This is a genomic window from Streptomyces sp. FIT100, from assembly GCF_024584805.1.
Taxonomy (GTDB): Bacteria; Actinomycetota; Actinomycetes; order Streptomycetales; family Streptomycetaceae; genus Streptomyces.
This window is the reverse complement of the sequence record NZ_CP075715.1, coordinates 2,619,636-2,632,397: the sequence shown is the minus strand read 5'-3', so window position 1 is coordinate 2,632,397 and position 12,762 is coordinate 2,619,636. Positions and strand designations below refer to the sequence as shown.

Genomic DNA, 12,762 nt, shown 5'->3' with positions numbered 1-12,762 from the left:
CCACCCTTAGGGAGGCCACCTGTGGCCGCATCAGCACAGCTTCTGCTCTCCGCCCTGTCCAAACAGGTGCCGGGCCCCCTGACCAGCGAGCCGCCGCTCGCCGACGCCGCACCCCTCACCAGTGAGCCCCCGCTCGCCGACGCCACCCCCCTCACCAGCGAACCCACCGCCCCCGGCACGGCCGGCGGCACGGAGTCCCCAGGAGTCTGAATGGGCCTGGCCCGGCTGGCCGCGCTGCACGGAGTCGCCACCTCCCACTCGCCATCCGCGGGAGTCAGCGTCCCCGTCCCCGACACCACGGTCGTCTCCGTGCTCGCCGCGCTCGGGGTGGACGCCTCCACCCCGGACGCGGTCCGGTCCGCCCTGGCCGCGGCCGACGCCGCCGCCGCGGAGCGGCTCCTTCCCCCGACCGCTGTCCTCTGGCTCCCGTCCCCGGAACCTCCCGTACCGCTTCCGGGTGGCACGCGCGTACAGGTGCGGCTGGAGGGCGGCGGCACCAGGGAGTGGCACGAGCCACTCCCGGATTCGCTCACCGATTCGCTCACCGAGGGCGCGGCCGAGGCCGAGGGCGGCGGCATGGGTGCCGGCGCGGGCGTGGGCGTGGGCGCGGGCGTGGGCGACAGGCCCGTCCGCGACGTCCACCGGGCCTCCGGGTGGGACCAACTGCCCCCCGGTATCCACCGGTTGGACGTCCGCACGCCCGACCGAGCCAAGGCGCGGGCCACGCTCGTCGTCGCGCCCGAGGCCGTGGCACAGCCCGAGGGCCGTGTGCACGGCTTTCTCGTGCAGCTGTACTCGCTGCTGTCCGGGAAGTCGTGGGGCATGGGGGACCTCGGCGACCTCGGGGAGCTGGCCGCCTGGTCCGGACGTGCGCTCGGGGCGGGATTCGTGCAGGTCAACCCGTTGCACGCGGCCGTGCCCGGCGCGCCCACCGACCCGTCCCCGTACCGGCCCTCCTCGCGCCGCTTCCCCGACCCCGTCCATCTGCGGATCGAGGACGTCCCCGAGTACGCGTACGTCACCGGCCAGGACCGCATCCGGCTCGACACGCTCGTCGAGAAGGCCGCCCAGCTGCGGACCGCCGTCCTCGACAAGGGCGCGCTGATCGACCGCGACGCGGTCTGGGAGCTCAAGCTCCAGGCGCTGGAGCTGGTGCTGCGCATCCCGCTCGGACCCGGCAGACGCGCCGAGTACTGCGACTTCCTCGCCGCCCAGGGCCAGGCGCTGGACGACCACGCCACCTGGTGCGCGCTGGCCGAGGTGTACGGCTCGGAGTGGCACGGCTGGCCCGCAGGACTGCGCGACCCGCGCTCCACCGAGACCGCGCGGGCCCGGAGCGAGCTGATGGACCGGGTCGACTTCCACTGCCGGCTGGCCTGGCTGACCGACGAGCAGCTGGGCGCCGCCTCGCGCGCCGCCCGCGACGCCGGGATGGCCGTCGGCATCGTCCATGACCTCGCCGTCGGCGTGCACCCCGGAGGTGCGGACGCCTGGGCGCAGCAGGACGCCTTCGCCGCGGGCATGTCCGTCGGCGCACCACCCGACGCGTTCAACGCGCGCGGGCAGGACTGGGGCCTGCCTCCGTGGCGCCCGGACACCCTCGCCGCCGGCGGCTACGCCCCGTACCGCGATCTGCTCCGCGGCCTGCTGCGCCACGCGGGCGCGCTGCGCCTCGACCACGTCATGGGCCTGTTCCGGCTCTGGTGGGTGCCGAGCGGCGCCGAGCCGACCGAGGGCACGTACGTCAGGTACGACGCCGAGGCGATGCTCGCGGTGCTCGTCCTGGAGGCGCACCGCGCGGGCGCGATCGTCATAGGGGAGGACCTCGGCACCGTCGAGCCCGGCGTCCGCGAGGCCCTCTCGCGCCGGGGCGTGCTCGGCACGTCGGTCCTGTGGTTCGAGCGCGACTGGACCGGCGACGGCCGCCCGCTGTCCCCGGAGAGCTGGCGCGAGGGCTGTGTGGCGACCGCGACCACCCACGACCTGCCGTCCACGGCCGCCCGGCTCACCGGTGGCCATGTGGCGCTGCGCCACCGGCTCGGCCTGCTCACCCGGCCGCTGGAGCAGGAGAGCACGGACGACTCGGCGGAGGTCGCCGAGTGGCTGGGCTATCTGTCCAGGCTGGGGCTGCTGCCGGAGGGCAGGTTCGACGAGCAGGGCGGGATCCGCGCCGTCTACCGCTTTCTGCTCGGCACCCCGGCCCGCATGGTCGGCGTCTGGCTGCCGGACGCGGTGGGGGACAGACGGCCGCAGAATCTGCCGGGCACCTGGGACCAGTACCCGAACTGGCGGCTGCCCGTCGCGGACGCCGACGGCCGCCCGCTGACCCTGGAGGAACTGGCCGCGTCGCCCCGGCTGCACGCGCTCATGGACGTCTTCAGGGCCCGGGACGCACCGGCCCGGCGGACGGTCGCTGAGCCCCGTACGGGCACCCCGGGCGCGCGGCCCGCATAGCCGTTCGCTACGTTTGCACCGTGGACAAGAAGAACGCCCTGCGCGCCGGCGCCGTCGCGGCCGGTACGACGCTGATGATGCTGCTCATGTCGTCCCCCGCGCTCGCCGTGATGCGCGACGACGGTGACGACCCGGGCCCGGGCCTGAGCGTGGCCGAGACGCTCGGCCTGTTCGTCGCCGCGCCGATCGGCCTGTTCCTCGTCATCGCCGGCCTGGTGATGGTCCTCGACAAGTCCGACAGGCCCAGCGGCAAGCGGGCCTGACGACCGGAGTCCGGCCCGAACCACGCGGAGGGGCGCCGCACCGTACACACGGTGCGGCGCCCCTCCGCGTGCGTACGTCTGCCCGGTAATGATCTTTCGGTTTCCCTGAAGGGAATCGTCGAAAAGATTCGATGGACCTGACTGATCGGCCGCTGCGACGGTTGGTCCCGCAACCGGGATCCCCCTCGGGGGAGGAAGGCGAGGGACAACCGTGGCAGTCCATCAGCGGGAGGGCGCTCGCAGCAGCGCATCGGGCGGCGCGCCCGCGGGAACAGTCGGCGTGCGCGCGGGAACGGCCGGCGTGCGCGCGGGAACGGCCGGCACTCCTGCGGGAAGGCGGCGGGCGCAGGTTTCCGGCACCGGCCTCCTCCTCGCGCTCGTCGCGACGCTCGTCTGGTCGGGAAGCTTCGTCACCGCCCGAGCCCTCCACGACTCCGTCCCGCCCGTCCAGCACGCCTTCTGGCGCTGGGTCGTCGCCATCGTCGCGGTGGCGCCGTTCGCGGCCCGCCCGGCGTGGCGCCAACGGCATCTGATCCGCCGCCACCTGGGCTTCGTCCTGCTCTCCGCCCTGCTCGGCGTCACCGTCTACAACACCCTCGTCCACCAGGCCGGCATCACCACCACCGCCGGCACGATGGGCATGATCATGGCCGCCTCGCCGGTCCTGATGGCGCTGTACGAGCGCATCGGCGGCGCCCCGCTCGGCGCCCGCCGTGTGACGGGGATCCTCATCGCCTGCGCCGGGGTGCTGCTGCTGCTCGGCCCGGCCTCCGGCAAGGGCACGCTCGCCCCGGACCTCACCCCCGGGGACGGATGGGTCATGGCGGCGGCGGCCGCCTTCGCCTCGTACAGCGCCCTGCTCAAGCGGCGTCCCCGCGAGCTCGGCGGGCTCCCCTTCCTCTTCGGCACGTTCGTGCTCGGGGCGCTCATGCTGCTGCCCGCGTACGGGATCAGCCTCGCCGTGCAGGGCGGCTTCGAGCCCACGGCGGGCACCGTCGGCCCGCTCCTGTACGTCGGCGTCTTCTCGTCGGCCGTCGCCTTCTTCGCCTGGAACAAGGCCATCGCCCTGATCGGCGCGGCCCGCGCGGGCGTGGTCTATTACCTTCAGCCGGTCTGTGTGGCCCTGCTCTCGTTCCTCGTCCTCGACGAGCCCTTCGGGGCGGGGCAGGCGCTGTGCCTGGCGCTGATCGTGGGCGGAGTGGCGCTGGGCGCGGCGTCCGCGAGAACGCCGCGCCACCCGCGAACGGTTCCGGTCGGCCCGGGAGGCACGACCGACCGGGGGAACGCGACCGGTCAGAGGCCGCCGGTGTAGAGCAGCCGGTTGGGCGAGCGCCACGAGATCCTCCGGACCTCGTTCTTCGTGGACTGCGCGATGATCCAGTCGGAGACGGCCTGCACGTCCGCGGTGGGGTGCGCGGCCCGGTAGAGCGCCGCCACCCCCGCCACGTGGGGAGCGGCCATCGAGGTGCCGTCCATGGCCGTACTGCCGCCGCCCCTCATGGCGGAGACGACCTCGCTGCCCGGGGCGTAGATGTCGAGGCACCTGCCGAAGTTGCTGAATGCCGTCTCGCTGTCCGTGGCGTCGGTCGCGCCGACGGCGATGGCGGTCGCCGCGCTCGCGGGTGAGATTTCGCAGGCGTCCTCGGCCGAGTTGCCCGACGCGATGACCGGCAGGATGCCGCTCTTGAAGACGTTGTCGGCGGCCTCGTTCGCGGACAGTGACCGGGAGCCGCCGAGCGAGGCGTTCAGGACGGCGGGCTGCTGGGCGTTGCGCGCGACCCAGTCGAGGCCAGCGATGATGCCGGCCCAGGTCCCGTTGCCGTTGCAGTCCAGCACCCTGATGCTGACCAGCCTGGCCTCGGGCGCGATGCCGTACGTCGCCCCGGCCGCCGTACCGGCCACATGGGTGCCGTGTCCCTCGCAGTCCTGACCGCGGCGCCCGTCGCCCACGGCGTCGTACCCGGGCACGGCCCGTCCGCCGAACTCGCTGTGGGTGTAGTCGATGCCCGTGTCGACGATGTAGATGGTCGCGCCCCGGCCGGTGGCGGTGGCGCCGAACTTCCCGTCGAGCGGCAGCTGCCGCTGGTCGGCACGGTCGAGCCCCCAACTGGCGGCGGCCTTCCGGGCGGCCCTGCCGTCCAGGTCCTCCAGGTCCTGGCGGTCGCCGGTGTCCTCGGCGTCCCAGGCGTCGCCGGTGTCCCCGTTGTCCCCGGTGTCACCGGTCTGCTCGGGGTCCTCCTGGAGACCCTCCTCGGGGTCCTCCCGGCCGTAGGGGTTCTCCGTGTCGAGCAGGTGCCCGGGGCCGACGGGAACGGGTCGGTACATGGACACCCGGGAGTCCTCCTCCACGGCCGCGACCCCGGGATCCAGCCGCACCGCCTCCAACTGGTCGGCGCTCAGCGTCGCGGCGAAGCCGTGCATGGCGCGCTTGTACGTGTACCGCGGCTTCACACCGGCCTGCTGCGCGATGTCGGCCGCCTCGGCGCCGGTTTCCAGCGAGACGATGTAGCTGCCCCTGACCGGCTCGGTCGCCTTGTGCAGCGGCGCGGGCCCGGGCCTCGGCACCTCGGCACGGCCATCGGCCAGGGCGGGCCCGGGAACGACGACGGGCAGGGTGAGCAGCAGGGCGGCGGCCGCGCGGCGCGCGAACAGGCGCATGGATGGCTCCGTTCAGAACGATGATCATGTCACCGCTCTCTTCGACCGGCCCGCGGCGGTGCTTGAGCCCCTGTCAGCCGTTCGCCGCGTCCGCGTCACCGGCCTCACGGGCCGCATCGACCCCACCTGGCGGTCACCCGCACCCGTACCGGCCTCAGCGTCCCGCCAGCACCTCCCGCAGCACCTCGGCGAACTCCTTCGACCGCACCAGGAACCCGCCGCGGTCGCCGGGGAACTCGGTCGGCACCTGGGACGTGCGGTACGTGGGCAGGCCGCCGGACGAAGCGCCGATGCCGACGACGCCACGGGCCGGGGCGGTCTGAGCGCGGCGACGTCGTCCGCCCGCAGCTCGGGGGTGGGAGTCCCGCTCGGGATCGTCGACGACGCTGCCCGCGATGCCCCGCGGGTGTCGTGGGCGACGACCGTGTGATCGCTCGCGAGCGCGTCGGCCGGCGGTGCGAAGTGCGCGGCGCTCATCGGCGCTCTCGTGATCAGCAGCGGCGGTCCGGCACCGCGGACCTCGTGTGAGGCGCCCGCCGGGGACGGCGAGGGGGTGAGTGGTGGTCAGGCACGAAGGGACTCGGACGGGCGCGAGAACTCGTCGCAGGCGCGCCGGTAGGTTGCGGGCATGGCCGAGTGGGACAGATGGGACGTCAGGAAGCTGCGGATCCTGCGCACGCTGCGGGACCGCGGCACCGTGACCGCGACCGCCGAGGCGCTGCTCATGACGCCGTCGGCCGTGTCGCAGCAGCTGACGAACCTGTCCCGGCAGCTCGGCGTGCGGCTCCTCGAAGCACAGGGCCGGCGGGTGCGGCTGACGGACGCCGCACACCTGGTACTGAGGCACGCCGAGGCCGTGTTCGCGCAGTTGGAGCGGGCGGACGCCGAACTGGCGGGGTATGTCCGGGGAGAGGCGGGGGAGGTGCGCGTCGGTGCCTTCTCGACCGCCGTGCCCGCGCTCGTCGTCCCCGCCGTGCGGGCGCTGCGCACGCGCCACCCCGCCCTGGACGTACGTGTACGGGAGGCCGAGGCGGCCGAGGCGTACGAACTGCTGTCCGCCGGGGACGTCGACCTCGCCCTGTCGCTCGCCGCGCACGCCCCGACCGCGCGCGACCCGAAGTTCACCCGCGTCCCCCTGCTGGCCGACCCGCTGGACGTGGCCCTGCCGGCCGCGCACCCGCTGGCGTCCGAGCCGGGCCTGCGGCTGTCGGATCTGTCGGGAGAGCCGTGGATCTTCGGCGGCAGCGGCCCCTGGTCCGAGATCACCCGCACCGCCTGCGAAGCGGCCGGCTTCGTCCCCGAACAGGCCCACTCCGCCTCCGGCTGGACGGCGATCCTCGCCATGGTGGAGGCGGGCATGGGCATCGCCCTCGTCCCCCGCATGGCGGCGGCCGAACGCCGCGGCGGGGTCGCGATGCGCGTACTCGGCCCCGACCAGCCCCGCCGCCATGTGATCGCGGCGGTGCGGCGGGGCGCGGAGGAGGCGCCGGGCGTGGAGCGGGTCCTCCAGGCCCTCCGGGAGGCGGCGCACACACGGCACGACCGGAGTCAGCCGCCGGCGCCGGCGCCGTGATGCCGGCCGGGTCGCGGCAGTCCGGGAGCTGTCGCGGGTTGGCCGCGGGTCAGCCGCGGCCTGGTCGCGAGCAAGCCGCCGGCGAGCCGCGTATGCCCGAGGCCCCGCGTGGACAGACTGCTGAGCGGACTCCCATGGAGCGAGTCCGATCGTCGATCCGCCCTTCCAGTGCTGGAGTTGCGTGTGGACCCGAAAGCTTCCGCTCCCTTCCGGCTCGATCCGCACGCAGATCCCGCCGTTGAGGCGGAGGCCCTGCGCAAGCGGGGCTGCCCCCTTCAGCACGTCGTACTGCCGGGCGGCGTACACGCCATGGCCGCCCTGGACCACAAGACCGCGCTCCAGGTGTTCGGTGACCCCCGCATGGCCAAGGACCCGGCAGCGTGGACCGACTTGCAGGAGGGCCGGATACCCGCCGACTGGGAGCTGATGGCGTTCGTCCGGGGCGCCGGAATGCTCAACGCGGACGGCGCTGAGCACCGGAGGCTGCGCGGCCCCTCCGCCGCGGCCTTCGGACGGACGCCCGTCGAGGCGCTCAGACCCCGTGTCAAGGCGATCGCCGGCGAACTCCTCGACCGGCTGGAAGAGGCCGCCGCGACCGGGCCGGTGGACCTGCGCGAACTCTTCGCCTTCCCGCTTCCCGTGCGGGTCGTCTGCGAGATCCTCGGCTTCCCGGACACGGCCGTGACCGGACTGCGCAGGGCGTTCGAGCGACTGGTCACGTCAGGGTCCGACGCCGACCCCGGGCGTGCGGACATCCGCAGCGCCGAGGAGACCATCGCCGCCGAACTCGCGGGTCTCGTCGCCGCGAAGCGGGAGCATCCCGCGGATGACCTCGCCACTGCCCTGATGCAGGCCCGCGACGAGGACGGGAACGCCCTCGGCACCCAGGAACTGATCCAGACGATGTTCCTGATCCTCATCGCCGGGCACGAGACGACCGTCAACCTCGTGACCGGCATCGCCCGGACACTGCTGAAGGACAGGTCGCTGCTCGACCCGGTCCGCGACGCCACCCGCACCTGGGCCGATGTCGTCGAGGAAGGGCTGCGCCACAGTCCGCCGGTCCGTTACACCCTGATGCGCTACGCAAAGGAGGACCTCGAACTCGCCGGTGTGAAGGTGGCGAGGGGAACGGCGTTGGTCGTCAGCCACTTCGGCATCGGGCGGGACCCGGACACCCACCACGACCCCGAGCGGTTCGACCTCGACCGGCCCACCCGCCGGCACCTCGCCTTCGGCCACGGCGCGCACTACTGCCTCGGTGCGGCCCTGGGCAGACTGGAGGCGGCGGTCGCCCTGGAAGAGCTCTTCGCCCGCTTCCCCGATCTGACACTGGCGACCGAAGACCCCGAACCGCTGCCGTCCACTGCGCTGCACGGACTCAAGACCCTGCCGGTCGAGCTCCGTACCGACGCCAGGCCGCCCGAGCAACGCCCCTGAGAGGGCCCGGACCTCAGGTCGTCCGGGCCCTCGCACACCGGCCCGTGCCTACCGGCGGAGCCACCCGAACCAGCGCCTGCGCGGCTTCCGCGCCGGCCCGGGCTCGGCGGCCGTCTCACGCTGCGGTACGGCGTCGGGGAGGGCGGCACCGACGGCCGGCGCCGGCGTCCCGGCCTGCTGCTCCACGCGGAGCGCGGTGAAGCGCACGGGCAGGCTGGTCAGGCCCCGCGCCATCCAGCTGCCGACGACGGTGAGTTCGTCCTCGGCCACCGAGAGCTCCAGATCGGGGAGCCGCGCCAGCAGCCTGTCGATGCCGGTCTCCGCGATGGCACGGCCGATGTCCTGGCCGGGGCACTGGTGCGGGCCGGCCCCGAAGGCCAGGTGCGAGCGGTTGCCGTGGACGGACACGGTGAGGTCCGGCCGGATCTCCGGGTCGACGTTCCCCGCGGCGATGCCGACCATCACCATGTCGCCGGCCCGGATCTGCTGGCCGGCCAGGGTCGTGTCGCGCACCGCCCACCGGGTCGGCACCACGGCGAGCGGTGGGTCGTCCCACAGCACCTGGTCCAGCGAGTCGGGCAGGGTCATGGTGCCGCCGGACAGGCTGCCGCGGAACCCGCGGTCGGTGAGCACCTTGCGGAGCGTGCCCGCGATCAGGTTGATCACCGTGCTCATCGAGGCGACGAGCGAGTGCCTCAGATGCTCGGCCACCTCCTGCGCGGTCAGTCCGGACTGATGGCCGATCAGCCAGCTCGCGAAGTCCTCACCCGGCTGCCGGGTCTTGCGCTCCACAAGGTCCCGCATGACCTTCTCGACGACCTGGTTGCTCTCGATGGCCGTCGCGCTGCCGCTGATCATGTCGCGGACGGCCGCACCGAGCCGGAGCGCGTCCTGCTCCGCTATGCCGAAGCGCTGGCACAGCACCAGGGCGGGCAGTTTCTGGGCGAAGTCACTCAGCAGGTCGGCGTGGCCCTGGGAACCGAAGTCGTCGATCAGCCGGTCGGCGTAGCGGGTGATGTAGCGGCGCGTTCCGTGGGCGCTGATCCGTTCCAGACTGTCGGTGACGGCGCTGCGCAGGCGCGCGTGCGCGTCGCCGTCGGCGAAGGCCACCAGCGGCTGCCAGGTGATGATCGGCAGCAGGGGCGAGTCCTGTGCCACCCGGCCCTCCGCCAGCGCCCGCCAGTTGCGGGAGTCCGCCGTGAACCGCTGCGGCGAGCTCATCACTTCCAGGTTCTCCCGGTGGCCCAGCACCAGCCAGGCGGGCACGTCGCCGTGGAGGAGCACAGGGGCCACGGCTCCGTGTTCCTTGCGGAGTTGCTCGTACAGGGCGTACGGCTGGGCCTCGGCCTCCGGCCCGTACAGCCGCCGCAGTCCGTCGTGCCCGCCGGCATGGGCCGGGCAACCCGGTGGCGGGGTGGTGGCAGTGCCGGTGGGGTCGTAGTACGGGGTGGTCACGGGGCCTCCGAAGCAGCGGCGTGGTACCGAGTCGAGTGCCGTCCTCGCACACGGTGACGAGTCGGCAGCGACCGGCAGCATACTTCCGCCGCCGTCCCCCCTCGCGGGCGGACCCGGGGGCAACTCGGCTACGGCGACTTCCACTTGGGTAGAAGTGATCTTTGTGTGGCCGGGCGGCGTGTGCCGTCCGGGACGCCGCCATGTGGTGCGCGCACCACTCGTAGAGAGGACGTTTCCGTGTCAGTTGGCCTGCGATCGGCCGAGTCAACCGTTCCTCGTGTCCCCGGGGCCGTGCCCCTGCTCGGGCACGCTCTGCAGCTGTGGCGCGACCCGTTCGGCTTCCTGACGTCGCTGCGACGGCACGGGGACCTGGTGCGGGTGTATCTCGGCACGATGCCCATGTACGTCGTCACCTCGGCCGAGCTGGTCCACGAGGTGATGGTGGCCAAGGCGCGCAGCTTCGAGAAGGGTCGCTTCTTCGACCGGTTGAGGCCGCTCGCGGGCAACGGTCTGGCCAACTCGGACGGGGAGCTGCACCGCAAGCACCGCCGGCTGATGCAGCCGATGTTCTCCCAGGAGCGGATCACCGGCTACTCCGAGACGATGGGCCGCAACGCGCGGGCACTCGCCGACTCCTGGAAGCCCGGGCAGGAGATCGACATGGAGCAGGCGATGGCCGAGTACGCCATCGAGACGCTCGCCTCGACCATGTTCTCCACCGACATCGGCCTGCCGGCCGTGGAGGCCGTACGGCGCGACCTGCCCGTCCTGTTGAAGAACCTGCTCATACGCGCCGCGTCGCCGAAGTTCCTCGACTCCTTCCCCATCCGCGCGAACCGCGACTTCGACGCCGCGGCGGCCAACCTCCGCAGCGTCATCGACGACGTCGTCGCCGTCGCGCGCCGCACCGGGCACACCGGCCGGGGCGATCTGCTGTCACTGCTGCTCGAAGCCCAGGACGCGGACAGCGGCCAGGGTCTGTCGGACGCCGAGGTCCGCGACGAGCTCAGCACGATTCTCTTCGCCGGAGCCGAGACGACCGCCGCCACGCTCGCCTGGACCTTCCATGAGCTGGCCGCCCACCCCGAGGTCGAGAAGGAGATCGTGGCGGAGATCCAGGAGGTCGTCGGGGACCGGCCGGTCACGATCGCGGACGTGCCGCGCCTGGAGGGCATCCGGCGGGTCCTCGACGAGGTGATCCGGCTGCACGGCGTCACCTTGCTGATGCGCCGCACCACCGAGCCGGTCGACCTGGCCGGCGTACGGCTGCCGGCGGGTACCGAGGTCGCCTTCAGCCTCTACGCAGTCCACCGCGACCCCGGCGTCTACCAGGACGCCGAGCGCTTCGACCCCGGCCGCTGGCTGCCCGAGCGGCAGCGGGAGTCGGGGCTCGGCCGCAAGACGTACCTCCCCTTCGGCGCGGGCAACCGCAAGTGCATCGGCGACGCCTTCGTCTGGACGGAGGCGACCATCGCCATCGCGACCCTGCTCGCCCGGTGGCAGCTGACCCCTGCGGCCGGTCACACACCCAGGGAGGTGGCGTCGGCGGTGGCACACGCCGACCGCATCCCCATGACCGTCATGCCCCGTCGTCATTGACACACCGGCGGGGCGCGGCCCCGGCCGTGATGCGCCGCGCCCGGCGAGGCCGGGCGCGGCGCATCACGCGCGGCGGTCACTCGATTCCCGCGAGGCCCTCCTGCCTGTCCCGCTGCCTCGCCTGCCGGGGCCAGGGCACCCGGGTGCGTTCATCGGGAAGGAGATCCCACCACCAGGACACCGCGGGGATGTCCAGCGGCTCGCGGCTGTCGTCGGTGGGGGTGTCGGAGAAGGCCGACGGGTTGGCCGCAGGGTCGTCCGGTGTCGTGTAGCGCACGGAGCTGATGCCCCAGTCCTGCGCCGCGCGGATGAACGCGGCGAGGCTCGCCAGGTACTGCCGCAGCTGCGGGCTGCCGTCCTGCGACAGATACGTGCTCAGCCGCATGAACAGGCACATCACACGGTCCCGTTGGGCGATCGCCGTGTCCAGGGCCTGACCCGGCGGGAGGCCGTTCTGCTCCAGCACGCGCAGGACGTTGAGGTAGTAGCCGGAGCTGTTGCGCTCCTTGTGGTGCGAGAGGATGTCGTTGTCCCACGTGATGACGAAGGACGCCATCTCGGCGGCCGCGCGCACGGCGGTGCGGTCCCGCTCGTGCGGCTGGAGTTCGTACCCGTACCCCATCTCCAGCATCGGGAGCACCACGGATGTCGCGCCGTCGTAGAGGCGCATCAGGGTGTAGTCGTTGAGATCGGGCACGGTGCCGAGGCGGCGGTGGGACGCCTCCCAGACCACGGAGAAGAAGTACTCGCGCAGGGCGTCGATCCAGCGGGCGGTCTGCCCGGCCGTGCTGTACCGGGTGACCCTGAGGCGCAGATCGCGCAGCCCCGCGGCGAGCGCGTCGTCGAGCATCATCGGGGCTTCGGGGTTCTGTGCGACGCGGAGCAGACCGTGGAGCATGCCCGCCAGGTCGCCCGGCCGCTGACCGAGTTCGCCCTCCTCGCAGTGCCCGTCGTCGACGCCGAACAGCCACAGCACGAAGTCCGCGAGGAGGGAGACGACCTCCTCGCGGCCCTCCGGGAGGATCCGGGCAGCGAACGTACCGATGTCCTGCCGCACGAGGCGGCCGCGCAGATCCTCGGAGCCGATGCGAAACGTTTCGGCCCACGCTGCCGTCTGGACGTCTATCTCTGCGTGGCGCGGATGTATCGCCGGGTGGATGGGAGAGAAGAGCGGCGGAACGACGAGCTCAGGCCCCACGTCGGTCTCCCTTTCTTCAGGGTGTGATGGCTCGCAGCCGTATCACACGTACCTTGCACCTCACAGTGATCAACTATGCCGCATAGTAGCGACCGGAATCGGATGGGTCGTCAGGAGTGATT

The 12,762-nt window shown here is 72.9% G+C and carries 10 protein-coding genes; 7 read left to right on the top strand and 3 right to left on the bottom strand.

The window, feature by feature from the left end:
• Positions 1-21: 21 nt before the first annotated feature.
• The 4 genes from KK483_RS11455 to KK483_RS11440 all read left to right on the top strand — a co-directional run bounded on the left by KK483_RS11455 (position 22) and on the right by KK483_RS11440 (position 4,029).
• Positions 22-210: a hypothetical protein gene (locus KK483_RS11455; protein ID WP_242336459.1), complete on the top strand. Its 189-nt coding sequence runs from the start codon at positions 22-24 to the stop codon at positions 208-210.
• Positions 211-2,454 (top strand): 4-alpha-glucanotransferase, encoded by a 2,244-nt coding sequence (gene malQ / locus KK483_RS11450; protein WP_262005126.1) that lies wholly within the window; start codon positions 211-213, stop codon positions 2,452-2,454. It begins immediately after the preceding gene.
• Positions 2,455-2,474: 20 nt separating this feature from the next.
• Positions 2,475-2,717, top strand: a complete 243-nt coding sequence (locus KK483_RS11445; RefSeq protein WP_262005125.1) for a hypothetical protein — start codon at positions 2,475-2,477, stop codon at positions 2,715-2,717.
• Positions 2,718-3,018: 301 nt separating this feature from the next.
• Positions 3,019-4,029 carry a DMT family transporter gene (locus KK483_RS11440; RefSeq protein ID WP_262005124.1) on the top strand — a complete coding sequence of 337 codons (1,011 nt, stop codon included), beginning with the start codon at positions 3,019-3,021 and terminating at the stop codon, positions 4,027-4,029.
• Here KK483_RS11440 and KK483_RS11435 read toward each other — a convergent pair.
• Positions 4,011-5,375 carry a S8 family peptidase gene (locus tag KK483_RS11435; protein ID WP_262005123.1) on the bottom strand — a complete coding sequence of 455 codons (1,365 nt, stop codon included), beginning with the start codon at positions 5,373-5,375 and terminating at the stop codon, positions 4,011-4,013. The genes KK483_RS11440 and KK483_RS11435 overlap by 19 nt on opposite strands.
• A gap of 628 nt (positions 5,376-6,003) precedes the next feature.
• Between KK483_RS11435 and KK483_RS11430 the strand changes: the two genes are divergently transcribed.
• Positions 6,004-6,948 carry a LysR family transcriptional regulator gene (locus KK483_RS11430; protein WP_262005122.1) on the top strand — a complete coding sequence of 315 codons (945 nt, stop codon included), beginning with the start codon at positions 6,004-6,006 and terminating at the stop codon, positions 6,946-6,948.
• Between the two features lie 183 nt (positions 6,949-7,131).
• Complete coding sequence (locus tag KK483_RS11425) at positions 7,132-8,388, top strand: cytochrome P450 (RefSeq protein WP_262005121.1); 1,257 nt, start codon at positions 7,132-7,134, stop codon at positions 8,386-8,388.
• 48 nt (positions 8,389-8,436) lie between these two features.
• Here the strand turns inward: KK483_RS11425 and KK483_RS11420 are convergent, their stop codons facing one another.
• Positions 8,437-9,843, bottom strand: coding sequence for a cytochrome P450 (locus KK483_RS11420; protein WP_262005120.1), 1,407 nt, complete (start codon positions 9,841-9,843; stop codon positions 8,437-8,439).
• A gap of 249 nt (positions 9,844-10,092) precedes the next feature.
• Here KK483_RS11420 and KK483_RS11415 point away from each other — a divergent pair, with 249 nt between their 5' ends.
• Complete coding sequence (locus KK483_RS11415; protein WP_262009436.1) at positions 10,093-11,442, top strand: cytochrome P450; 1,350 nt, start codon at positions 10,093-10,095, stop codon at positions 11,440-11,442.
• Between the two features lie 76 nt (positions 11,443-11,518).
• Here the strand turns inward: KK483_RS11415 and KK483_RS11410 are convergent, their stop codons facing one another.
• Positions 11,519-12,640: a selina-4(15),7(11)-diene synthase gene (locus KK483_RS11410; RefSeq protein WP_262005119.1), complete on the bottom strand. Its 1,122-nt coding sequence runs from the start codon at positions 12,638-12,640 to the stop codon at positions 11,519-11,521.
• Between the last annotated feature and the right edge of the window lie 122 nt (positions 12,641-12,762).

Bases quoted from the DNA above. Each gene is read 5' to 3' on its own strand.
- KK483_RS11430 (WP_262005122.1), top strand. From the start codon at position 6,004: ATGGCCGAGTGGGACAGATGGGACGTCAGGAAGCTGCGGATCCTGCGC.
- malQ (WP_262005126.1), top strand. From the start codon at position 211: ATGGGCCTGGCCCGGCTGGCCGCGCTGCACGGAGTCGCCACCTCCCAC.
- KK483_RS11435 (WP_262005123.1), bottom strand. From the start codon at position 5,375: ATGCGCCTGTTCGCGCGCCGCGCGGCCGCCGCCCTGCTGCTCACCCTG.